The organism is Sphingobium sp. HWE2-09 (genome assembly GCF_035989265.1).
In the GTDB taxonomy this organism is placed as follows: domain Bacteria; phylum Pseudomonadota; class Alphaproteobacteria; order Sphingomonadales; family Sphingomonadaceae; genus Sphingobium.
The window spans coordinates 1,482,325-1,505,749 of the sequence record NZ_JAYKZX010000003.1 but is presented as its reverse complement, the minus strand read 5'-3'; the positions used below and the strand labels follow the sequence as shown (position 1 = coordinate 1,505,749).

15 protein-coding genes and 1 pseudogene are annotated in these 23,425 nt (G+C 64.0%); 13 read left to right on the top strand and 3 right to left on the bottom strand.

From position 1 onward, the window contains the following. Window positions 1-41: 41 nt before the first annotated feature. The 4 genes from U5A89_RS12665 to U5A89_RS12650 all read left to right on the top strand — a co-directional run bounded on the left by U5A89_RS12665 (window position 42) and on the right by U5A89_RS12650 (window position 3,440). Complete coding sequence (locus tag U5A89_RS12665) at window positions 42-749, top strand: VIT1/CCC1 transporter family protein (protein ID WP_338161450.1); 708 nt, start codon at window positions 42-44, stop codon at window positions 747-749. 40 nt (window positions 750-789) lie between these two features. Beyond that, complete coding sequence (locus U5A89_RS12660; RefSeq protein WP_338161449.1) at window positions 790-1,335, top strand: glutathione peroxidase; 546 nt, start codon at window positions 790-792, stop codon at window positions 1,333-1,335. 14 nt (window positions 1,336-1,349) lie between these two features. Continuing rightward, on the top strand, window positions 1,350-2,642 hold the full coding sequence (locus tag U5A89_RS12655) for a M20/M25/M40 family metallo-hydrolase (RefSeq protein WP_338163044.1): 1,293 nt from the start codon (window positions 1,350-1,352) through the stop codon (window positions 2,640-2,642). A gap of 153 nt (window positions 2,643-2,795) precedes the next feature. Beyond that, window positions 2,796-3,440, top strand: a complete 645-nt coding sequence (locus U5A89_RS12650) for a trimeric intracellular cation channel family protein (protein ID WP_338161448.1) — start codon at window positions 2,796-2,798, stop codon at window positions 3,438-3,440. Window positions 3,441-3,453: 13 nt separating this feature from the next. Here U5A89_RS12650 and U5A89_RS12645 read toward each other — a convergent pair whose 3' ends face one another. Further along, window positions 3,454-4,521: a fatty acid desaturase family protein gene (locus U5A89_RS12645; protein WP_338161447.1), complete on the bottom strand. Its 1,068-nt coding sequence runs from the start codon at window positions 4,519-4,521 to the stop codon at window positions 3,454-3,456. A 161-nt stretch (window positions 4,522-4,682) separates the two neighbouring features. On the opposite strand from U5A89_RS12645, the gene U5A89_RS12640 reads away from it, so the two are divergent. Together U5A89_RS12640 and U5A89_RS12635 are read left to right on the top strand one after the other, a co-directional pair. Next, a complete protein-coding gene (locus tag U5A89_RS12640; protein ID WP_338161446.1) occupies window positions 4,683-5,840 on the top strand; it encodes an N-acetyltransferase in 1,158 nt (385 codons plus the stop codon). Between the two features lie 98 nt (window positions 5,841-5,938). After that, entirely contained in the window at window positions 5,939-6,121 is a 183-nt protein-coding gene (locus tag U5A89_RS12635; protein WP_338161445.1) for a CsbD family protein, read from the top strand. Window positions 6,122-6,346: 225 nt separating this feature from the next. Here U5A89_RS12635 and U5A89_RS12630 read toward each other — a convergent pair whose 3' ends face one another. Together U5A89_RS12630 and U5A89_RS12625 are read right to left on the bottom strand one after the other, a co-directional pair. Then, window positions 6,347-7,414: a LacI family DNA-binding transcriptional regulator gene (locus U5A89_RS12630; protein WP_338161444.1), complete on the bottom strand. Its 1,068-nt coding sequence runs from the start codon at window positions 7,412-7,414 to the stop codon at window positions 6,347-6,349. An 88-nt stretch (window positions 7,415-7,502) separates the two neighbouring features. Then, a pseudogene (locus tag U5A89_RS12625) lies at window positions 7,503-9,634 on the bottom strand (alpha-glucuronidase family glycosyl hydrolase). Window positions 9,635-9,796: 162 nt separating this feature from the next. On the opposite strand from U5A89_RS12625, the gene U5A89_RS12620 reads away from it, so the two are divergent. The 7 genes from U5A89_RS12620 to U5A89_RS12590 all read left to right on the top strand — a co-directional run bounded on the left by U5A89_RS12620 (window position 9,797) and on the right by U5A89_RS12590 (window position 23,127). Further along, the gene (locus tag U5A89_RS12620; protein WP_338161443.1) at window positions 9,797-12,172 is read left to right on the top strand and encodes a glycoside hydrolase family 3 N-terminal domain-containing protein; all 2,376 of its coding nucleotides are present in this window, start codon (window positions 9,797-9,799) and stop codon (window positions 12,170-12,172) included. Continuing rightward, window positions 12,169-14,529 carry a glycoside hydrolase family 3 N-terminal domain-containing protein gene (locus U5A89_RS12615; RefSeq protein ID WP_338161442.1) on the top strand — a complete coding sequence of 787 codons (2,361 nt, stop codon included), beginning with the start codon at window positions 12,169-12,171 and terminating at the stop codon, window positions 14,527-14,529. The genes U5A89_RS12620 and U5A89_RS12615 overlap by 4 nt, the downstream gene beginning before the upstream one ends. Window positions 14,530-14,543: 14 nt before the next feature. After that, on the top strand, window positions 14,544-15,755 hold the full coding sequence (manD, locus tag U5A89_RS12610; protein ID WP_338161441.1) for a D-mannonate dehydratase ManD: 1,212 nt from the start codon (window positions 14,544-14,546) through the stop codon (window positions 15,753-15,755). A 138-nt stretch (window positions 15,756-15,893) separates the two neighbouring features. Next, window positions 15,894-17,189, top strand: coding sequence for an MFS transporter (locus tag U5A89_RS12605; protein WP_338161440.1), 1,296 nt, complete (start codon window positions 15,894-15,896; stop codon window positions 17,187-17,189). Further along, window positions 17,186-18,601 (top strand): glucuronate isomerase, encoded by a 1,416-nt coding sequence (gene uxaC / locus U5A89_RS12600; RefSeq protein ID WP_338161439.1) that lies wholly within the window; start codon window positions 17,186-17,188, stop codon window positions 18,599-18,601. The genes U5A89_RS12605 and uxaC overlap by 4 nt, the downstream gene beginning before the upstream one ends. Next, window positions 18,598-20,067 (top strand): mannitol dehydrogenase family protein, encoded by a 1,470-nt coding sequence (locus U5A89_RS12595; protein WP_338161438.1) that lies wholly within the window; start codon window positions 18,598-18,600, stop codon window positions 20,065-20,067. Before uxaC ends, U5A89_RS12595 begins: the two co-directional genes overlap by 4 nt. A gap of 141 nt (window positions 20,068-20,208) precedes the next feature. Continuing rightward, the gene (locus U5A89_RS12590; protein ID WP_338161437.1) at window positions 20,209-23,127 is read left to right on the top strand and encodes a TonB-dependent receptor; all 2,919 of its coding nucleotides are present in this window, start codon (window positions 20,209-20,211) and stop codon (window positions 23,125-23,127) included. Window positions 23,128-23,425: the final 298 nt, after the last annotated feature.

The following is a 23,425-nucleotide window of genomic DNA, read 5'->3' as shown; positions in this document are numbered from 1 at the left end:
TGCGCCGGGGAACAAGCGAGATAGGCGATAGGGGATGACCGATGGACACGCAAACCGTACAGCCCCACCACGCCGTCCATTATGTCAACCGCGTCGGCTGGCTGCGCGCCACGGTGTTGGGGGCCAATGACGGGATCGTATCGACGGCCAGCCTGATGACCGGCATCGCGGCGTCGGGGGCTTCGTCCCAGGCGATCCTCCTGTCCGGCGTGGCCGCGCTCGTCGCCGGCGCCATGTCGATGGCGGCGGGCGAATATGTGTCCGTCAGCGCGCAATCCGATACGGAACGCGCGGACCTGGCGAAAGAACGTAAGGCGCTCGCGACCCAGCCGCATGCCGAATGGGCGGAGTTGCGCGACATCTATATCGAGCGCGGACTGACATCCGATCTGGCGGGGCAGGTGGCCGAGCAGTTGATGGCGGCCGATGCGCTGGGCGCTCATGCGCGCGACGAACTGGGCATTTCCGACATCGCCACCGCGCGGCCGGTGCAGGCGGCGATGGCGTCTGCGGCGAGCTTTGCGGCAGGAGCCGCGCCGCCGGTGATCGCCGCGGCATTGGTTTCGGCGGGTAACGCCATTGCCGCGATCGTTGGCGTCTGCCTGTTATGCCTTGCGCTGTTGGGCTATGTCGGCGCGCGGCTGGGCGGGGCACGGCCGCTGCGGTCGATCATGCGCACCCTATTCTGGGGCGTAATGGCGATGGCGGTGACGGCGGGTGCGGGGCATCTGTTCGGCGCGGCGATATGATGGCAAGGTCCGCCACGACCCGATTCCCAGGAGACGAATGATGACCGATATTCAACAGATCCCGCTCAAGACCATCAAGGGCGCGGACGCCAGCCTGGCCGACTATGCGGGCAAGGTGGTGCTGGCGGTCAATGTCGCGTCCAAATGCGGACTGACGCCGCAATATGAGGGGCTGGAAAAGCTCTATGCCGATTATAAGGAGCAGGGGCTGGTGGTCGCGGGCTTCCCGGCCAATGATTTCGGCGCGCAGGAGCCGGGCAGCAATGATGAAATAGCGACCTTCTGCACCACCAATTTCGGCGTCGACTTTCCGATGTTCGAAAAGATCGTGGTCACCGGACCCGACAAGCATCCGCTTTATGCCGCGCTCACCGGTGCAAAGGCCGATGCGCAGGGCGACGCCGATGGGTTCCGCGAAAAGCTGAAAGGCTATGGCATCACCCCCAATCCCGCGCCCGAAATACTGTGGAATTTCGAGAAGTTCCTGATCGCCAAGGACGGCAGCGTCGCCGCGCGCTTCGACCCCACCACCGCACCCAACGACCCGGCGCTGGTGTCGGCGATCGAGGCGGAACTGGCCAAGTGATCCGATCCATCGTTATGGGCGCGCTGCTGATGAGCGGCGCGCCGATGGCGCACGCGGCGCTCACCCCGGCCGAACAGAAGATCGGCGCCACGGTGGAGGCGGGCTATGAACCCTCCATAGCGCTGCTCGAAAAACTGGTGAACCAGAATAGCGGGTCGATGAATTTTCCCGGCGTGAAGGCGGTGGCCGACATGCTGCGCCCGGAATATGAGGCGCTGGGCTTTACGGTGACGTGGAAGCCGATGGATGCCGCCAAGCGTGCGGGCCATCTGATCGCCGTGCACAAGGGCAAGGCGGGTGGTACGAAGATGTTGTTGATCGGGCATCTGGATACGGTGTTCGAACCGGATTCGCCGTTCCAGACCTTCAAGCGCGAAGGCGATTTCGCGCGCGGCCCCGGCGCCGCCGACGACAAGGGCGGCGTGGTGACGATGTTGCTGGCGCTCAAGGCCATGCAGGCGGCAGGCACGCTGAAGGCTGCAAATATCGAAGTGGTGCTGACCGGCGACGAGGAGGATTTAGGCGATCCGGTATCGGTCGCGCGGGCGGACTTGGTCGCGGCGGGCAAGCGCGCGGATGTCGCGCTGGATTTCGAAGGGCTGGCCCAGCAGGACGGCAAGGATATGGGGTCGATCGCGCGTCGCTCCTCCAACAGCTGGACGCTGACCGCGACCGGCAAGTCGGGGCATAGTTCGGGCATATTTTCGGCCAGCGCGGGCGACGGCGCGATATACGAACTGGCGCGGATCATCGTGGCGTTTCGCAAGGAACTGCCCGAACCCAATCTGACCTTCAATGTTGGCCTGATCGGCGGTGGCCAGAGCGCGGATGTCGACAAGGACGGCGTGCGCATCGCGGTGACCGGCAAGACCAACATCATCCCGCCGATCGCGGTGGCGAAGGGCGATTTTCGTACACTCAGCGAGGAACAGACGCAGCGGGTCCGCGCGAGGATGCAGGCGATCGTCGATGCAGGGCATCTGCCCGGGACGGGGGCGAGCATAGCGTTCGATATGGGCTATCCGTCGATGGCGCCGACCGCAGGAAACAAGGCGCTGCTGGGCAAGCTCAATGGCATTAATCGCGATCTTGGCCTGCCGGAGATGGCCGCGCTCGATCCGCTCAAGCGTGGCGCGGGCGATATCAGCTTCGTCGCGCAGGATACGGACGGGCTGGTCGGCCTTGGCCCGGCGTCGAGCGGCGACCATAGTGCGGCGGAGAAGGTCGACCTGGCCAGCATGAAGCGTCAGGCGACGCGCGCGGCGATATTGATGAGCCGGTTGGCGGTGGAGAAGGGGCGGAAATAATTTTCAGTCGTCATCCCCGCGCAGGCGGGGATCCACCTCCCGGCCTTGTGCCCATGGAGATGGCGGGAGATGGGTTCCCGCCTGCGCGGGAATGACGAGATTTGAAATGCCGGGTCTCGCTTTGCAACCCTGTCACACACGGTAGAGTGAACCATGCTCCCCACCACGCCCCTGCTCGCCACCACCATCGGTCCGGTGCTCGAAACATTGAGCATTGTCGGCACCTTCGTCTTCGCCGCGTCGGGTGCTCTCGCGGCGGCGCGCTTGCGGCAGACGCTGGTTACTTTCGCCTTTTTCGCGCTGGTGACGGGGGTTGGCGGCGGCACCGTGCGCGACCTGTTGATCGATGCGCCGGTCTTCTGGGTGGTGGACCCGGTCCCCGCCATCGCCTGTATGGGCGCAGCACTGCTGGTGTGGTTCACCCCGCGCAAATTCTGGAGCGCGCGGGCGCTCGACTGGCTCGACGCGATCGGGCTGGCGGCCTTCGCCGTGTTCGGCGCGGCCAAGGCGTTGAGCTTTGGCGTGCCGCCTTTCGTGGCGGGGATGATGGGCGTTGTCACCGGCTGCGTCGGCGGGATCATGCGCGACCTGCTGGCAGGCGAGCCGTCGATCCTGCTGCGGCCGGAACTCTATGTGACGGCGGCGGCCTTCGCGGCGGGACTGTTCGTGGTGCTGCGCTGGATCGGACTGGACGTGCCGGTCGCGGGCGTCATCGCCGCCCTGCTGGGCTTTGCGTTGCGGGCGATGGCGATCTGGCGCGGGCTGGGCCTGCCGGTGTATCGCGACGAAGAGGGGTGAGGCGCGCCGTCCCTTAGCGCGCCGTCATCGTGCTGCGGGCGATCTTGCCGACCAGCGGGACCATGCCCTTGTAATTGCCGCGATGATAGGGAGATTCCTGTGCCAAGGTGGCGATCAACCGCGCATGAGCCTTGCCCAACGCATGATAGGGCACGCTGGGCAGCAGATGGTGCAGCGCGTGATAGCGCAGGCCTACCGGCGCCCATAGCGCGGGCAGATAGCCCGGCGGCGGCACATTGACCGAATCGAGATATTGCGCAGTCACGGTCATCGCCTCGCCCTCATTCTCCCACAAATGCGCGACCAGGGTGCGCAATTGGTTGACGACGGTCATCGCCGAATGGATCGCCATATAGACGAGCAAAGGCTTCCAGCCGAAGGCGAAGACGCTGCCCACCAGCGCCAGCGCGAACAGACAGGCACCCGCTTCCTGCCATATCCACATGCGCGCAAAGTCCCCTTCGGGCGCGCGACGGCGATAGGCGGGATTGATCGACAGCGCCGACAGTTCCGCCACCACCTTGCGCCGCAGCGGCGGGATCAGCAGCGACAGCGGGGTCAGGACGCCGAAGCGCAGGATCAGGCCCACCGGCGCCAGCGACGCGACGAGGATGAACAGCGGCAGCGACCAGGGCTTCATCAGCGCGAGCGGCAGATATTCGGGATCATCCGCCGTGCCATAACGGGTGCGGGCGTGATGCTGGGTATGGACGCCTTCATACATGAAGGACGGGATCATCAGCGGGATGCCGACGATCAGGTTCCAGCCCAGGCGGAAGCCGGGCAAAGCGCCTTTGCGGATATGGGTCAGTTCATGGATGAAGCTGGCCGCGCGATACAGCGCCATCATTGCGATGAGCGCGCAGGCGACTGCGACCGCCACATTCTGCACCAGGATCGCACCAACCATCGCGCCCCAACCGATCAGCGCGGACGCCAGCATGTCGGGCCAGTAGATGCGCGGATTGGCGAGCGCATAGTCGCGCGTCAGCTCGGCCGCGGCGCGCAACATCGCGCTATCGTCGGGGATCGCGGCGCGTGCGCGCCGGGCAGCGGCCAATATGGGATCATGCACGGTCATGCGAGCGCTCTAGCCTCCAAATGCGCTAAGATCATGGCAGCACCATGACATATTCACCATCTTGTGGGCCGACATGGCGTCCAGTGCGCGGCTCCCGATTGACATTGGACGGCCAAGGAGCGAACTGCACCGCACCCTATCCTATGTTGAAGGCGGCACCCGTGGCGCAATCCGATCTGGTCATCACTCCCGTTTCCGGCAAGGCCGACCTTACGGCCTTTATCGACCTGCCCTGGCGGCTTTATGCGAACGATCCCAACTGGGTGCCGCCGCTGAAGGCCGAAGTGAAGGAATTGCTGACGCCGGGGAAGAACCCGTTTTTCGGCCATGCGCAGGCGCAATATTTCCTGGCCCGCCGGGGTGGAAAAGTGGTCGGCCGCATTTCCGCCCATATCGATCATCTCGCGCTGGAACAGCCGGTCGAACAGGGGATGGGGCCGGGGACCGGCAATTTCGGCCTGTTCGAGGCAGAGGATGCGACGGTCGGCAACGCCCTGATCGCCGCGGCCGAAGACTGGCTGCGCACCAAGGGCATGACCCGCGTGCTGGGGCCGATTTCCCTGTCCATCTGGGAAGAGCCGGGCCTGCTGATCGCGGGGCATGATCATCCGCCCACGGTGATGATGGGGCATAACAGCCCGGCCTATCAGGCGATGATCGAAGGGGCGGGCTATGTGCCGGTCAAACAGCTCAAGACTTATGAACTGGACATCACCAACAGCTTCCCGCCGCTGATCCAGCGCATCATCCAGTCGGGTCACAAAAATCCGCGCATCCGCATCCGCAAGGTCGAAAAGGCGAAGTTCGACGCCGAAGCCGCGATCATCCTGTCGATCCTGAACGACGCCTGGGGCAATAATTGGGGCTTCGTGCCGATCACGGATGAGGAGATCGCGCATACCGGCAAAAAGTTGAAGCCGATCGTGTTCGAAGACCTGATCATGATTGCCGAACTGGACGGCGAACCGGTCGCCTTCATGATGACGCTGCCGGACCTGAATGAGGCGCTGATGCCGCTCAACGGCTCGCTGTTCCCGTTCGGCTGGGCCAAACTGCTCTGGTGGCTGCGCAAGCCCAAGGTGCGGACCATGCGCGTGCCGCTGATGGGCGTGGTGCAACGTCTGCAATCGTCCCGCATGGCGAGCCAGTTGGCCTTCATGATGATCGAGGCGATCAGGGTCCAGGCGGTCACCGATTATGCATCGACCCGGGGCGAACTGGGCTGGGTACTGGACGACAATCAGGGGATGAACGCCATTGCCGAAGCGATCCAGGGCACGGTGAACAAAATCTATCAGATCTACGAAAAGCCGCTTTGATCGTCGGCGAATATAGTCGTTACGCATCCGTTTCGCCTGCAACTGCCCGCTTACTTCTTCGTTGAACAGCGTGAAGTCACGATGAAGGAGTAAGCATCATGGGTGAAGCAACCGACAAGCTGAAGGCCGCCGCCAATAAAGCCGCAGGCGCCGTCAAGGAAGGCGTTGGCAAGGCCACCGACAATGAGCGTCTGGAGGCCGAAGGCAAGGCCCAGAAGCTCAAGGGCACCGGCCAGGATGTCGCCGGATCGGTCAAGGGCGCGCTCGGCGACAAGATCTGATCCAGCCTCTGGACAAGCAAACGGCCTCGTTCCGAAGGGAACGGGGCCTTTTGCTGTCCTATCGCGGTGGATAGCGCAATAAGTGCTACCGCCTCACCTAGGCTCATTATTCTAATCTACATTGTAGGAACCTAAAGCGCCTTCCCAGCGAAGGCCGGGGTCCAGTCCGCCCGTTGAAACTGGCCCCCGGCCTGCGCCGGGGAACAGGCTAAGACGGTTAGCCCGTTACCGCCCACCCATACGCGGCCGCACCCGCGGCGCGGCATCCGATTGCCGCCGGATCAGCGCATGCTCCAGCACCAGATGCTCGGCCGCTGCATCGGTGCGGCGCCCCTTCAACTGCCGCACCAATACCTCCACCGCCGCGCGCGCCATGGCGCTGATCGGCTGGCGAATGGTGGTGAGTTCCGGCCAAATGGTCGTCGCCAGCGAGGTATCGTCAAAGCCGCAGACGGTCAGGTCGCCCGGCACGTCCAGCCCGGTGCGATGGGCGATCGCGACCGCAGCGGCGGCCATGTCGTCGTTGCTGGCGAAGATCGCGGTCGGCGGATCGGCCAGCGCCAATATATGTTCGGCCGCGTCCAGCCCGGATCGATAGGTGAAATAGCCCTGCGCGATCAGCTCGTCCTGCACGCTCAGGCCCGCTTCGCCCAGCGCCGCGACATAGCCTTCGAACCGCTTGGCGCTGGCGCTCTGGTTCGGATTACCCTTGATGAAGCCGATGCGATCATGGCCCAGGCCGATCAGGTGCCGGGTCATTTCATAGGCGGCCTGCCGATCGTCGATGCTGACGGCGGCCAGGTCCGATGGCGCGCGCCCGGTCGCCACCGCAACGGCGGGAATGCCCGCCTTTTCCAGCGCATCGACCATGTCATTATGGTCGCATAGCGGCGGCGGCAGGATCACTCCGTCGATCCGCCCGCGTTGCAGATGGGCGACGACCGATGCGATCGATATTTCCTCGTCCCATTTTTCCACGACCAGGTCGACGCCACTGCGGCTCGCCTGGTCCAGGCTGCCGACCAGGAACTCGCTCAGATAAGAGGAGGACGGGTTGGAGTAGAGCAGGCCGATCCGCGTCTCGTCCCCGCCCGCCAGCGTCCGCGCCGCCGCGCTGGGCGCGTAGTTGAGCGCGGCGATCGCGACCTCCACCTTCTCCCGCGTCGCCGCGCGCACCACCTGCTCGCCGTTGATGACGCGGGACACGGTCATCGGGGACACGCCGGCATGGCGGGCGACGTCGTTGATGGTGGGGGCGTTGCGCTGCCGGCGGGACGATCGAACGTCGCTCATGGGATCAGGCTCAAAGATGCGGGCTTTCGCTGGTATGATGTCGCTGCCGAAATGGTAACGACATCATTCGGTAAAATTAAGTGAATAATCAGTTATGCCCCGGCGCATAGGGGAATTTCTGCGCCTTGTACCAATTAAGGTCATGCGCGGGCGCGGCCGACCCGGCGGGCAGGGGCGCTTCGACACCGACTGGAAATAGGCGATGCTGGCGTCGCGCCACCATTGCGCCTCGCGATGCTGGATCGTCAGGAATGTTTCCGTCTGCGCAAAGCGCTCCGCATCGACATAGGGTTTGAGCGACGCCCAGGTGGTCTGCATGTCCGCCACATAATTCACGCCCGCCTCATAGCGATGGACAAGGCCGTTCCACAGCGTCTCGCCCGACTTGAGGCGATAGTCCCAGGGCACATGATGGAACCACAGCAAGTCGCGTTCCGGTGTTGTCCTGACGCTGCCGAACTGTTTTGCCAGCGGCGCAGCATATTGGCTGACGGCGTTGCTACCCGTCTTCGTGCGATCAAAGCCGATGCCGTTGGCGTCCGCCTTATGATAATAGACCGGGTTCCATTCCGGCCGCGCCTGGTCCGCGACCCAGGCGCCGGGACCATAATGATGCCCGGTCGCCATGATATGCGCCAGGCCCAGCGGCGTCATATAATCGACCGCCGCTTCGCGCGATCCCATCATCATCTTGACGACCGGCTGCACCAGCTTGGGATCGGGGGAGAAGGTCATCTCCGCCCATTCCTTGGCGATCGCGTCGGCCGACAGGCTCGTGTCCCAGGCCAGCCGGCCAAAGGCGTACCAGTCCGCCTGGTTGAAGATCGACCCGCTCCAGTCGCGATCCACCCCGATATTGGCGACGCCCGCAATGCCGGTCAGCTTATGCCCGTCCAGCGATCCGTCGATGACCTTGGCCACCGTCGATCCCTTGCCCTTGGCGAATGTATCGGCGTCCAGCGTCTCTTCGAACAGCGGGCCAAGATAGGTCAGGTGCGTCGACTGGCCCAGATATTCCTTGGTGATCTGGAATTCCATCATCAGCGGCGTCTTGGGCATCGCGCCGAACAGCGGGTGGAAGGGTTCGCGCGGCTGGAAATCGATCGCGCCATTCTTTACTTGCACGATGACATTGTCGGCGAACTTGCCGTCCAGCGGCTTGAAGTCGCTATAGGCCTGCTTGGCCCGATCGTCGGGATTGTCATGCGCATAGACGAAGGCGCGCCACATCACGATGCCGCCATGGGGCTTGACCGCCGCGGCCAGCATATTCGCGCCATCGGCATGGGTGCGGTTATAGTCCTGCGGTCCCGGCTGGCCTTCGCTATTGGCTTTGACCAGAAAGCCGCCGAAGTCGGGGATCGCCGTGTATATCTCGTCGGCTTTGGCTTTCCACCAGGCGGCCACCGCCGGGTCGAGCGGGTCGGCGGTCTTCAGCCCGTCCAGTTCCATGGGCGCGGTCCACTTGACCGACAGATAGACCTTGATGCCGTAGGGACGGAACATATCCGCCAGCGCCGCCGCCTTTGCGATATAGGCGGCGGTCAGGCTGTCCGACTTGGCGTTCACATTGTTGAGGACGGTGCCGTTGATGCCGATCGACGCATTGGCCCTGGCATAATCGGTATAGCGCGGCCCCTTCCAATCGGGCAGCCGCCACCAGTCCCAGATCGATTGCCCGGCATAGCCGCGTTCGACCGTGCCATTCAGATTATCCCAATGGTTGAGCAGGCGCAGGCCGATCTTGGGTGCGCTGCGCATGTCGAGCCGGTCGAGGCTCGCGCCGCTCTGCGCCAGCCGCAGCCAGGCATAGGCGCCATGCAGCAGGCCGATATCGCTGTTCGCGGCGATCAGGGTGACCGCCTTGCCGTCCACGATGGTCGAGCGAATCGCATAGCCTTCTGCCCCCAGGCCGTCCGTCTTGACCGGCAGGGCAGGGGTGGTGGCGGGCGTCGCGAGCCACAGCGCGCCTTGCTGGACATTTGTCGAAACGGCGGGCGTGGTGCCGGTCATATGGCCGACGCCGCGTTGCAATTCGCTGGTCGCGATGGCGATGGTCGAACTGCCGCCTGCCGCCACGATGGCTGTCGCATGGGCGGACAGCGCAGCGCTGCGGACCTGGTCGGCGGGGGCGTAGCGCAGCCACAGGTCATAGCCGTCCTCGGCCTGCGCCATGGGCGCAAAGGCTGGCGTCATCGCCGCTCCGGCCGCGGCAATCATCCAGCAAAACAGGCGCGCTCTCACTTTCGTCCTCTCCTTTATCCGACCGCCAATGCCCTGCACGGGCATTGACAAGTCCGTCTTGTCGCAGCAATGGTAACGCTATCAGTTCGATCGCGGCAAGCGGAAAGATAGCCGCGCCGTAAATTGGAGAGGGGCGTCGTGATCCGTACCAGCAAAATCCTCTGCGCCGCATCGGCGCTGGCGCTCGGTTTTTCCTTGCCAGCCCAGACCGTGCATGCCGCGCCGACCGCCGCATCCGCCAAGCCCGTTTACAAGGATGCCAGCGCCCCGGTCGAGGCGCGGGTGGACGATCTTCTATCGCGCATGACGCTGGACGAAAAGATCGCGCAGATCACAACTGTCTGGACCGCCAAGACCAAGATTTTCGATGACCGGCTGCAACTGGACCCGGCCAAGCTCGCCGCCCTATATCCCAACGGCCTGGGGCATTTCACCCGGCCCTCCGACGCCAATGGGGCGTCCAGTCCGCGAGTCGTCCGCGGCCGTGATCCGCGCCAGACCGTCGCGCTGGTCAACGCCCTGCAAAAATGGGCGACCACACAGACGCGGCTCGGCATCCCGATCCTGTTCCATGAGGAGGGGCTGCACGGCTATGCCGCCGTCGGCGCGACCAGCTTCCCCCAATCGATCGCCATGGCCTCCTCCTTCGACACCGCCATGCTGCGTGACGTGAACAGCGTGATCGCGCGCGAAATACGCTCGCGCGGGGTGCCGATGGTGCTGTCCCCGGTGGTCGATATCGCCCGCGATCCGCGCTGGGGCCGGATCGAGGAAACCTATGGCGAAGATCCCTATCTGGTCGGTGAAATGGGCGTCGCGGCGGTCGAAGGCTTGCAGGGAGAGGGGCGCTCGCGCGACCTGCGCCCCGGCAAGGTGTTCGCCACGCTCAAACATCTGACCGGTCACGGTCAGCCCGAAAGCGGCACCAATGTCGGTCCCGCGCCCTATTCCGAACGCGAATTGCGGGAGAATTTCTTTCCGCCCTTCGAACAGGTGGTCAAGCGCACCGGCATCGAAGCCGTCATGGCCTCCTATAACGAAATCGACGGCGTTCCCAGCCACGCCAATCGCTGGCTGCTGGACAGCGTGCTGCGGCAGGAGTGGGGCTTCAAGGGCGCGGTCGTCTCCGACTATTCCGCCGTCGATCAGCTGATGAGCATCCACCATATCGCCGCCAATCTGGAGGAAGCGGCGATGCGCGCGCTCGACGCGGGCGTGGACGCGGACCTGCCCGACGGCCTGTCCTACGCCACGCTGGGCAAGCTGGTGCGGGAGGGCAAGGTGAGCGAAGCGCAGGTCGACAAGGCCGTCCGCCGAATGCTGGACCTTAAATTCCGCGCCGGTCTGTTCGAAAATCCCTATGCCGACGGCACAGCATCGGAAAAGATCACCAACAATGCCGACGCCCGCGCGCTGGCGCTGAAGGCCGCGCAACGCTCCATCACCCTGCTCAAAAATGACGGCATGTTGCCGCTCAAGCCCGAAGGCACGATCGCCGTCATCGGCCCCAGTGCCGCCGTTGCGCGGCTGGGCGGCTATTACGGCCAGCCGCCGCACACGGTATCGATCCTGGATGGGATCAAGACAAAGGTCGGCAATCGCGCCACCATCGTCTTTGCCCAAGGCGTCAAGATCACCGAGAATGACGACTGGTGGGAAGACAAGGTCACCAAGTCCGACCCGGCGGAAAATCGCAAGCTGATCGCGCAGGCGGTCGAGGCTGCGCGCAACGTGGACCGTATCGTCCTGACACTAGGCGATACCGAACAGTCGAGCCGCGAAGGCTGGGCAGACAATCACCTGGGCGACCGCCCCAGCCTGGACCTGGTGGGCGAACAGCAAGAGTTGTTCGATGCGCTCAAAGCGCTGGGCAAGCCGATCACCGTCGTCCTCATCAACGGCCGCCCGGCCTCCACCGTGACGATCAGCGAACAGGCCGACGCCATATTGGAAGGCTGGTATCTGGGCGAGCAGGGCGGCAATGCGGTGGCCGACGTCCTGTTCGGCGACGTGAACCCCGGCGGCAAGTTGCCCGTCACCGTGCCGCGATCGGTCGGGCAATTGCCGGTCTTCTACAATGCCAAGCCCTCGGCCCGCCGTGGCTATCTGTTCGATACCACCGACCCGCTCTATCCTTTCGGCTTTGGCCTGTCCTACACGAGTTTCGACCTGTCGGCCCCGCGCCTGGCCGCGACGCGCATCGGCGTTGGGGGCAAAACGACTGTCTCGGTCGATGTCCGCAACAGCGGTGCCCGGGAAGGCGACGAGGTCGTCCAGCTCTATATCCGCGACAAGGTCAGCTCGGTTACCCGCCCGATCAAGGAATTGAAGGGCTTCCAGCGCATCACGCTCAAACCCGGCGAAGTGCGGACCGTCACCTTCACCATCGATCCTGAGAGCCTCCAGATGTGGAACGACGCCATGCATCGCGTCGTGGAACCCGGCGATTTCGACATCATGACCGGCAACAGTTCGGTCGCGCTCCAGTCCGCCACGCTGACGGTGACGCCATGACCTTGTCACGCCGTCACGCGCTTGGCCTGCTCGCCACCACGGCCGCCACGCCAGCGTTGGCGAAAGCCCGTAGCGGCCCCCTTTACAAGGACGCCGCCGCCCCCATCGACCTGCGCGTACGCGATCTGCTCTCGCGCATGACGCTGGAGGAAAAGGTCGGCCAGATCATCGCGCTCTGGGCGACCAAGGCGGACATCATGGACGACCTGACCTTTTCGCCCGCCAAGGCAAGCGCGGCCTATCCCGCAAGTTTCGGCCAGATCACCCGCCCGTCCGACAAACGCGGCGCGCCCAATGGCTCCACCCAGGCAGGCGGCGTCGGCGCACGCTGGCGCACGCCCGCCGATACCGTCGCCTTCATCACCGCCGTGCAGAAATGGGCGACACAGGACACCCGCCTCGGCATCCCGGTCCTGTTCCACGAGGAATCGCTGCACGGCTATATGGCGACCGACGCCACCATGTTCCCGATGGCGATCGGCCTGGCGGGCAGCTTCGATCGCCAACTGATGCACGACGTCCAGTCCGTTATCGCCCGCGAAGTCCGCGCCCGCGGCGTCCATCTGGCGCTGTCGCCCGTCGTGGACATCGCCCGCGATCCGCGCTGGGGCCGGATCGAGGAAACCTTCGGCGAAGACCCCTATCTTTGCGGCGAGATGGGCGTTGCGGCGGTCATCGGGCTGCAAGGTGAAAGCAAGCAGCTTGGTCCCGACAAGGTCATGGCGACGCTCAAGCATATGACCGGCCACGGCCAGCCCCAGAGCGGCGAAAATATCGCGCCCGCGCCGATATCCCAGCGCGAACTACGCGAAAATTTCTTCCCGCCCTTCCGCGCCGTGGTGCAACGCACCGGCATCGCCGCAGTCATGCCCAGCTATAATGAGATTGACGGCGTCCCCAGCCACCAGAACCGCTGGCTGCTCAACGACATATTGCGCGGCGAATGGCATTTCGACGGCGCGGTGGTCAGCGATTATGGCGCGGTCCACGAACTCGACACCATTCACCATGTCCAGCCCGACGAGCAGGCAGCGGCGCGCGCCGCCCTGCGCGCCGGGGTGGATTGCGAGCTGCCCGATGGGATGACCTATCGGACGCTCGTGGAACAGGTCCGCGCGGGCAAGGTGCCCTCCGAAGCGGTCGACATCGCCTGCACGCGCATGTTGACGCTCAAATTCCGCGCGGGCCTGTTCGAAAATCCCTGGCCCCGTCGCTATTTCGACGTGCTGACCGGCAATCGCGAAGCCCGCGCGCTGGCGCTCAAGGCCGCGCATCGCTCGATCGCGCTGCTCAAAAATGACGGCACGCTGCCCCTGACGGCGGGCGCGCACAAGCGGGTCGCGGTGATCGGCCCCAACGCCGCCGTCGCCCGGCTGGGCGGCTATAGCAGCATCCCGCGCCAGGACGTGTCTCTGCTCGAAGGCATAGAGGCCAAACTGAAGGGCAAGGCGCAGGTCGTTCACGCCCAGGGCGTGTTCATCACCCAGAGCGAGGACCGCTCCGCCAACGAGGTGCTGCTCGCCGATCCGGTCAAGAACCGCGAGTTGATCGCGCAGGCAGTCGAGGTGGCGAACAGCGCCGACATCGTGATCCTGGCGATCGGCGACACCGAGCAGACCAGCCGTGAAGGCTTCGCCAAGAACCATCTGGGCGACCGTACCGGCATCGATCTGGTCGGGGACCAGAACGCCCTGTTCGCAGCGATCAAGGCGACCGGCAAGCCCTTCGTGGTGTGCGCGATCAACGGCCGCCCGCCCAGCTATCCAACCGTCGTCGATGGCGCGAACGCGCTGCTGGAGTGCTGGTATCCGGGGCAAGAGGGCGGCACCGCCATGGCCGATATCCTGTTCGGCGACATCAATCCCGGCGCGAAGCTGCCCGTCACCGTCGCGCGCGACGCCGGGCAGATCCCGGTCTTCTACAACCGCAAGCCATCGGCCCGGCGCGGCTATGTGTTCGAAGACATCTCGCCGCTCTTCCCCTTCGGCTTTGGTCTCAGCTACACCAGGTTCTACATTGGAAAACCACGACTTTCCTCTCCACGGATCGGCCCCGGCGGCAGCGTCACGGTTGAAGTGGACGTGCGTAATGTAGGCGATCGGGAAGGCGACGAAGTCATCCAGCTCTACGTCCATGACAGGCAAGCCAGCGTCACCCGCCCGATCAAGGAATTGAAGGGCTTCCAGCGCGTCACCCTTGCTCCCGGCGAGACGAAGACGGTGCGCATCCCGCTCGGTCCCGACGCCTTTTGCCTTTGGAATCTCGACATGAAGGAAGTGGTCGAACCGGGCATCTTCGACATCATGGTCGGACCGGACAGCCAGACTCTTCAAACCGTCACGCTCGAAATCATCTGAACAGGACAACTCATATGCCTAAAATCATTGACGCAAAAGTCATCGTCACCTCACCCGGCCGCAACTTCGTCACCCTGAAGATCATCACCGAAGACGGCGTCTATGGCCTGGGCGACGCGACGCTCAACGGGCGCGAACTGTCGGTCGCCAGCTATTTGCAGGATCATGTCATCCCCTGCCTGATCGGCCGCGACGCCCACCGGATCGAGGATATCTGGCAGTATCTCTACAAGGGCGCCTATTGGCGGCGCGGCCCTGTGACCATGTCGGCCATCGCCGCCGTCGACACCGCGCTGTGGGACATCAAGGGCAAGATTGCGGGCCTGCCGGTCTATCAGCTGCTGGGCGGCGCCAGCCGGGAAAGCGTCATGGTTTACGGCCACGCCAACGGCACCACGATCGAGGACACCGTCAAGACCGCGCTGGAATATCAGGCGCAGGGCTATAAGGCGATCCGCATCCAGTGCGGCGTGCCCGGCATGGCATCCACCTATGGCGTCAGCAAGGACAAATATTTCTACGAACCGGCCGACGCCGACCTGCCGACCGAAAATGTCTGGAACACCAGCAAATATCTGCGCGTCGTGCCCGAACTGTTCAAGGCGGCGCGCGAAGCGCTGGGCTGGGACGTGCATCTGCTGCACGACATCCACCACCGCCTGACCCCGATCGAGGCGGGCCGTCTGGGCAAGGATCTGGAAGAATATCGCCCCTTCTGGCTGGAAGACGCGACGCCTGCCGAAAATCAGGAAGCGTTCAAACTGATCCGTCAGCACACCACCACGCCGCTGGCCGTGGGCGAAATCTTCAACTCCATCCACGATTGCCGCGAACTGATCGAAAACCAGCTGATCGATTATATCCGCGCGACCGTGGTCCATGCCGGCGGCATCAGCCATCTGCGCAAGATCGCGAACCTCGCCGACCTCTATCAGGTCCGCACCGGCTGCCACGGCGCGACCGACCTGTCGCCGGTCTGCATGGCCGCCGCGCTGCATTTCGACCTCAGCGTGCCCAATTTCGGCGTGCAGGAATATATGCGCCACACGCCCGAAACCGACGCCGTATTCCCCCACGCCTACACCTTCGCGGACGGCGCGATGCATCCGGGCGAAGCGCCGGGGCTGGGCGTCGATATCGACGAGGAACTGGCCGCCAAATATGAATATAATCGGGCCTTTCTGCCGGTGAACCGGTTGGAAGACGGCACCATGTTCAACTGGTGATTAGGTGAGCCTCCTCATCCTATCATCGTCATTCCCGCGAAGGCGGGAATCCATCTCCCGGCCTCGCGTCTGGGGATGGCTCCGGAGATGGATCCCCGCCTTCGCGGGGATGACGAATGCTTTCGATCGGAGCGGCGCATGACAGACATCCCCAAACCCTCCGGCCCAAAACCCTCCGGAAAAATCCGCTGGATCGTCTGCGGCCTGCTCTTCGCCGCCGTGGTTCTCTCCTATGTCGATCGCCTCGTCCTGCCGACGCTCAAGCCCGATCTTCAGGCCCGCTATAACTGGAGCGAAAGCGGCTATGCCGACCTCGCCATCTGGTTCCAGGCGGGCTACGGCATCGCCTATGTCTTCTTCGGCCGCCTGATCGACCGGATCGGCGCGCGGGCGGGCTATGCGCTGGCCGTGTCGCTGTGGACGATCGGCCATATCGCCCACATCTTCTTCACCTCGACAGCGGGCATGCTCATCGCCCGCATTCCGCTGGCGATCGGGGAGGCGGGGACATTCCCCGCCGCCATCGCCGCGACCAACGAATGGTTCCCCAAGAAGGAACGCGCGCTTGCCATCGGCATCTTCAACGCCGGGTCCAATGTCGGCGCGATCCTGACGCCGCTGCTGGTGCCGATCATCGCGGTGACGCTGGGCTGGCGCTGGGCGTTCATCCTGACCGGCCTGCTGACCGTGGTCTGGCTCGCCGCCTGGCTGACCTTCTACCGCAGCCCCCGCGAAAAGAAGAGCCTGACGTCCGAGGAACTGGCCTGGATCGAAACCGATCCGGTCGAACCCCAGCGCCCGGTCAAATGGGCGACCCTGTTCCGCCATCGCCAGACCTGGGCCTATATGTCCGGCCGTTTCCTGATCGATCCGGTGTGGTGGACCTTCCTCTTCTGGCTGCCCGATTTCTTTAACAAACAATATGGCGTCAAGATGCTGGACTTCGGTCCGCCGTTGATCGCCGTCTATCTGCTGGCCGATGTCGGTTCGGTGGCGGGTGGCTGGGCCTCGTCCCGCTTCATGGGCCGGGGCTGGAGCCTCAACCGCTCGCGCAAGTCCGCGATGTTTTTGGCCGCGCTATGCGCCGTGCCGATCGCCTTTGCCGCCCATGCGCCGTCGATGTGGATCGCGGTCGGCCTGATTGGCCTGGCCTGCGCCGGGCATCAGGGCTTCTCCGCCAATCTCTACGCCTTGCCCGGAGACGTCTTCCCACGCTGGATGGCCGGATCGGTCGTCGGCCTTGGCGGCCTGTCGGGCGCTATCGGCGGCATGTTGATGGCGAAATTCGCGGGCATGATCCTGGAAACGGTCGGCAGTTTCGGCCCGATCTTCGCGGTCGCCGCCTGCGCCTATCTGGTCGCGCTGGGCGTCATCCACCTTCTCCTGCCGCGCTACCAGCCGGTCGTCGTTCCTCTTCCCGGACATCCCGCATGACAAAGCCCCTCCATCTGCACCCCGACCGCCTGTTCCCGTCGGACCCGGCCACGCGCGACATCGCGCGCAGGCTCTACGCCACGGTCAAGGACTTGCCGATCCTGTCCCCCCACGGCCACACCGATCCACGCTGGTTCGCTTATGACGAAGCCTTCGCCAATCCCGCCGAACTGCTGATCGTGCCGGACCATTATGTGTTCCGCATGTTGATGAGCCAGGGCGTGACGCTCGACCAGCTGGGCGTGCCCACCGTCGATGGCAGCGCGACGGAGAGCGACCCGCGCGCCATCTGGCGCCGCTTTGCGCAGCGCTATCATCTGCTGCGCGGCACGCCATCGCGCATGTGGCTCGACTGGGTGTTCGCAGAGGCCTTCGGCATCGACGTGCGGCTGGAGGCGGCCACCGCCGATTACTATTACGACATCATCGACGCCGCACTGAAGACTGACGCTTTCCGCCCGCGCGCGCTGTTCGAACGCTATAATATCGAAGTCATCGCCACCACCGAAGGGCCGCTCGACCCGCTCGACCATCACCGCGCCATCCGCGCGTCGGGCTGGGGCGGCAAGGTCGTGACCGCCTATCGCCCGGACCCGGTGCTCGACCCCGACGATCCGCGCTTCATCGACAACGTCCAGCGCTTCTGCGCCATGGCGGGCGAGGATGCCGCCAGCTTCGCCGGATACCTCCGCGCCCACGAAAAGCGCCGCGCCGATTTTCGTGAGGCGGGTGCGACCTCCACCGACCACGGCCATCCCAGCGCCTTCACCGCCAACCTGGCGCGCGCGGAGATCGAGGCGCTCTACGCCAGGGTCATGACCGGCCCCGTATCGCCCAGCGAAGCCGAACTGTTCCGCGGCCATATGCTCACCGAAATGGCGCGTATGTCGATCGAAGACGGCATGGTCATGCAACTGCATCCCGGCGTCCACCGCAGCCACAACGCCGCCGTGCTGGCGCGTTTCGGCAAGGACAAGGGCGGCGACATCCCGACCGCCGGGGAATTCGTCCAGGCGCTAAAGCCACTGCTCGACCTTTACGGCAACGATCCTCGGCTGACGCTGATCCTCTTCACCCTGGACGAGGATGTCTATGCCCGCGAACTGGCCCCGCTCGCCGGTCATTATCCCGCGCTCAAACTGGGGCCGCCATGGTGGTTTCACGACAGCCCGGAAGGGATGCGCCGTTTCCGCGAGCGCACCACCGAAACCGCCGGTTTCTACAATATGGTTGGCTTCAACGACGACACCCGCGCCTTCCTGTCGATCCCAGCGCGCCATGACGTCGCTCGCCGCATGGATTGCGCCTGGCTCGCCCAGCTGGTCGCGGAACATCGGCTGGAGGAGGATGAAGCCTTCGAGGTTGCCCGCGCGCTAGCCTACGACCTCGCCAAGGCGGCGTATAAGCTGTGACGCGCCTATCCTCCGCCACGCTGGCGCAACTGCCTGTCGACATCATCCGCCCGGCCTATGATCGCGCTGCCGTCACCTGCGGCGTCGTCCATATCGGCATCGGCGCCTTCCACCGCGCGCATCAAGCAGTCGTGTTCGACGATGCGCTGAATAGCGGCGACCTGCGCTGGGGCATCATCGCCGCATCGCTGCGATCGCCCGGCGTGCGCGACCAGATGCAGCCGCAGGACGGCCTCTACACTATGTTGGTGCGCGACGGTGCGGCGGAGCAGGCCCGCATCATCGGCGCGGTCCAGCGCGTCATCGTCGCCCCGGAAGACCCGCAAGCGCTGATCGCCGCGCTGGCGTCGCCCGACACCCATATTGTCACGCTGACCATCACGGAGAAGGGCTATAAGCTCGACCCCGCCACCGGCGCGCTGATCGCCGACGATCCCCAGATGGCCGCCGACCTAATGTCCCTCGATGCGCCGCAGACCGCGCCGGGCTATCTGGTCGCCGCACTCGCCGCCCGCCGCGCAGCAGGCCTGCCGCCCTTCACCGCGATCAGTTGCGACAATCTGCCCCATAACGGCGCGCGCCTGCGGGGTGCCGTGCTGGAACTGGCGCGCTGCCATGACGCCAGCCTGGCCGACTGGATCGCGGCGGAGGGCGCTTTCCCCGAAACCATGGTCGATCGCATCGTGCCCGCGACCACGCCTGAAGACATCGCGGCGCTCGCCGACCGTCTTGGCGTCACAGACCAGGCCATGGTCAAAACCGAACCCTTCCTCCAATGGGTGATAGAGGACAGTTTCTGCGGCCCGCGCCCCGATTTCGGCGCAGGCGTGCAACTGACCGCCGCCGTCGCGCCGTGGGAGGAAGCCAAGCTGCGCCTGCTCAACGGCGCGCATAGCGGCATTGCCTATCTCGGCGGCCTCGCCGGAATCGAGCATGTCCACGAAGTCCTCGCCCTCCCCGAAGCGCGCACGTTCGTGGAATTGCTGTGGGACGAGTCGGAAACCACGCTATCGCCGCCGCCTGAACTGGACATCGCCGCCTATCGCCGCGCCCTGATGGCCCGTTTCGACAATTCCACGCTGCGCCACCGCACACGCCAGATCGCGATGGACGGATCGCAGAAGCTGCCCCAACGCCTGCTCGCGCCCATCGCCGCGCGCCTCAAGGCAGGGCAGGGGATTGACGCCCTGTCGCTCTCCATCGCTGCCTGGATCAGATGGCAGGCCGGGCGAGACGACGAAGGCGACAGCTATGCCGTGGACGATCCGCTCGCCGCGCCTATTGCCGCGATACTGGTTGATGCGGACACACCTGCCGACCGCATTGCCGCGATCTTGGCTTTCGATGCCGTTTTCCCGCCTGAATTGGCCGAAGATCCGCAGCTTAAAGCCTCGCTGACCCATTGGCTGACGACGCTCGAAACGCATGGTGCCAAAGGCGCGCTGACAGCCTTCGCACTGGGATGATCTGCAAACGATATCGTTACCATATGTTGCATTTCGGCAACTTGACAAAGCATGCAGCAAGTTTATTGCAGCAATAGTGATAGCGCTACCAGTCTACGCCCACCGGAGAGTCGGGGGCGGCGCTCAGGAGAGGATCAGTTCATGTCTTCACGCACCCTTATGTTTCGTAGCGCCCTGTTCGCGGCGTCCGCGATCGGCTCGCTGAGCCTGGCCCAGGCCGCGTCCGCGCAGGACGCCGCGCCGCAGACCGACCCGGCAACCGCCGCCGCGCCCCAGGACGGTGATGTCAACGACATCGTCGTGACCGGCATCCGCGCCTCGCTGCAAAGCGCCACCAATGCCAAGAAGGACGCTGTAGCCTTTGGCGACTCGATCTTCGCCGAAGACATCGGCAAGCTGCCCGCCACCAACCTGGCTGAAACGCTCAACCGTATGCCCGGCGTGCGCCTTAACCGCGACATCACCGGTGAAGGCACGCAGGTCGCGATCCGCGGTCTTGGTCCCAGCTTCTCGAAGGTTCTGCTGAACGGCTCGCAGATCGCAGTCGCGTCCGACGGCGGCACCACCGGCGGCGGTGGCGACAATCGCCAGGTCGATCTTGACTTCTTCCCGTCCGAACTCTTCACCCGGCTTGATCTCGCCAAGTCGGCGACCGCCTCCACCATCGAAGGCGGCATTGCCGGCACCGTCAACCTGCGTAATGCGCGCCCCTTCGACAAGCCGGGCACGCATGTGACGGTCGTCGCGCAAGGCCAGTATAGCAATACCAATGACCGCATCGGCCCGCGTGGCGCGATTGTCGCCAGCCACACCACCGACACGTTTGGCATCCTGCTTGGCGTCGCAGGCGTGAAGACCAAGACTCGCGTCGACGGCTTCGATTCGGTCGGTTGGACCGATGGCAATCTGTCCTGCGGCGTTGGCTGTACCGACCCGGGCGGCAACAACTTCAACTGGGCGTCGGTCGTGCCGCGCAATACCGGTCATGGCTTGGTCGCCGGTCAGCCGGTCGATGTCGTCGCAACGTCGGGCCTGACGCGCGATCAGCTGAGCAACGCGCTCATTCCGCGTTTGGGCCGCAACAGCTTGACCGAAGGTACGCGTTCACGCATTTCCGCGCTTGCATCCGTCGAATGGCGGCCCAGCGACCAGCTGCACTTCGCCATCGATGGCATATGGGCCAAATCGACGCGCGATTTTAGCCGCATCAACATGAACTGGCAGGTCCGCAATTCCGGACCGGGCACCAGCCCACAATCGACCGGCGGCATGATCCCGATCGACCTGACCGTCGATGAGAACAATGTCGTCACCGGCGGCACTTTCGCCAACTCGTCCTTCTTCCTGGAAGCAAGCCTGTTCAAGCAGACCACCCATTTCTGGAACATCAACCCCAGCGTCACCTGGGAGCCGACCGACAAGCTGAAGGTCGTCGCCAACCTCAATATGTCGAAGAGCCGCTTCTTCCGCGAACAGCCGACCTGGGGCTTCCAGACTACGCCGCAATCGGGCGTCGATGTCTATTATGACAATACGGACGGCTATTATCCGTCGATCACCACCAATATCGATCTCAACAGCCCGAACGCTGGCTGGCAATGGTATCGCCAGAACGTGCAGAATGTTCGCCGCAAGACGGAAACGCAGGGCGCACATCTGGACGTCACCTATGGCGACGAATTTCTGAACGTGAAGCTGGGCGCCGCCTATGATCGTGCCAAGCGGTTCGTGCGGGCCTATGACAACAGCTCGGCCTATCAGGCGACCGTATGCGGCGCCAACTGCGCCGGTCTGACCGGGTCGATTACCAATGCCCAGGTTCCGCAATATCTGCTGCCCATGTCAGTTAGCAATTTCGGTCATCTGGCCAACGGCGATATCGGCTATACGTCGTTTATCCGTCCCGATTTCCAGAAGATCATCGATGCCACCAACTATAACCAGTTCCGCGACAGCGCGCCCGAAGCGCGTGGCGCGGTGACCGGCGGCGCGACCGGCGACGTCGATGAAAAGGTCTGGGGCGCCTATTTCGAAGTCAATGGCCGGACCACCTTCCTTGGTCGCGATCTGGATGTGAATGCGGGCATGCGCTACGCTCGCACGCAGCAGAATGTCGTTGGCCCGAGCCAAGTGGGCAACGCGATTATCGATATCGTCGCGAATTCGACGTACGAGAATTTCCTACCCGCGCTTAACGTGAGCTGGAGCGCGATGGACAATCTGAAACTGCGCTTCTCCGCTTCGCGGACGATGACGCGGCCGGAAGCGGGCAATATTCTGCCCGGCGTCACTTTCTCCGATCCATCGGCGCTGGTGGCCTCCGCAGGCAATCCCAACCTCAAGCCGTTCATCTCCGACAATTATGATATCGGTGGTGAATTCTACACCGGCGGCATCGGCTATGTCGGTCTTTCTGCTTTCCAGAAAAATATCCAGGGCTTCACGCTGACCCAGCAGAGCCAGGTGACCTTCGGCTCGCTGAACATTCCGCTCGACAGCCTCCAGTCGACGCAGCGCAACGCGCTCAACGATCGCGCTGCCTTGACCGGCTTGGCCGTCAACGACCTGCCGATCACCGTCAACCGGCCGATCAACCTTCAGGCGCTGAAGATTCAGGGACTTGAAGCGACTTGGGTGCAGCCGCTCGACTTCTTCGTGAAAGGCCTCGGCTTCTCGGCCAACGGCACCTATCTGAAGCAGTCCTCGTCGTCGGGCCTGGTAGCGACCGGCGTGCCGAAATGGTCCTACAACCTGCAGGGCTTCTATGAAAATGGCGGCCTGTCGGTCAGCCTGAACTATGTCTGGAACGACAAGTCGATTGGTCAGAATGGCCCGCAAAACGGCATCAATAGCGCCTTCCTGGGCAATGATGCGCGCGGCCAGCTCGATCTTTCGGCCGGTTATCAGCTGCCCTTCTTCAACAAGGCGGTGCGTCTGACGGTCGATGTGCTCAACATCACCAACGAACCGATCCGGTCGACCTTCGCCTACGACAATGCGCCTTATTCCATCTTCTATCCGGGCACGTCCGTACTGGGCGGTATCCGGGCGAGCTTCTGATCCTCCCCCAAGGAAAACTCACAGGGTCGGCGGCAACGCCGGCCCTTTTCTTGGGATCGACCAGTGTGGGGGAGCCAGTGACGGCCTTAGAAAATCCTTCCAATGTTGGATTTAATTTGGTCAACCCTGTCCTGTGAAACAATATGCGCCTTCCCCATCCGCGCTCCCCATATGTCGCGTGACGAGGCTATTGCCCAGGTGACGCGTCACAGGCGCGTTAGGGGCGCGTCGCGAGCGCGTAGGCGGTGCGTCCCGTTGCCTGTCCCGCAGAAAAGCGTGGGAAAGCACAAGCAATGAC

Bases quoted from the DNA above. Each gene is read 5' to 3' on its own strand.
- U5A89_RS12665 (WP_338161450.1), top strand. From the start codon at position 42: ATGGACACGCAAACCGTACAGCCCCACCACGCCGTCCATTATGTCAAC.
- U5A89_RS12615 (WP_338161442.1), top strand. From the start codon at position 12,169: ATGACCTTGTCACGCCGTCACGCGCTTGGCCTGCTCGCCACCACGGCC.
- U5A89_RS12650 (WP_338161448.1), top strand. From the start codon at position 2,796: ATGCTCCCCACCACGCCCCTGCTCGCCACCACCATCGGTCCGGTGCTC.
- uxaC (WP_338161439.1), top strand. From the start codon at position 17,186: ATGACAAAGCCCCTCCATCTGCACCCCGACCGCCTGTTCCCGTCGGAC.
- U5A89_RS12605 (WP_338161440.1), top strand. From the start codon at position 15,894: ATGACAGACATCCCCAAACCCTCCGGCCCAAAACCCTCCGGAAAAATC.
- U5A89_RS12645 (WP_338161447.1), bottom strand. From the start codon at position 4,521: ATGACCGTGCATGATCCCATATTGGCCGCTGCCCGGCGCGCACGCGCC.
- U5A89_RS12655 (WP_338163044.1), top strand. From the start codon at position 1,350: ATGGGCGCGCTGCTGATGAGCGGCGCGCCGATGGCGCACGCGGCGCTC.
- manD (WP_338161441.1), top strand. From the start codon at position 14,544: ATGCCTAAAATCATTGACGCAAAAGTCATCGTCACCTCACCCGGCCGC.
- U5A89_RS12590 (WP_338161437.1), top strand. From the start codon at position 20,209: ATGTCTTCACGCACCCTTATGTTTCGTAGCGCCCTGTTCGCGGCGTCC.
- U5A89_RS12660 (WP_338161449.1), top strand. From the start codon at position 790: ATGACCGATATTCAACAGATCCCGCTCAAGACCATCAAGGGCGCGGAC.
- U5A89_RS12635 (WP_338161445.1), top strand. From the start codon at position 5,939: ATGGGTGAAGCAACCGACAAGCTGAAGGCCGCCGCCAATAAAGCCGCA.
- U5A89_RS12630 (WP_338161444.1), bottom strand. From the start codon at position 7,414: ATGAGCGACGTTCGATCGTCCCGCCGGCAGCGCAACGCCCCCACCATC.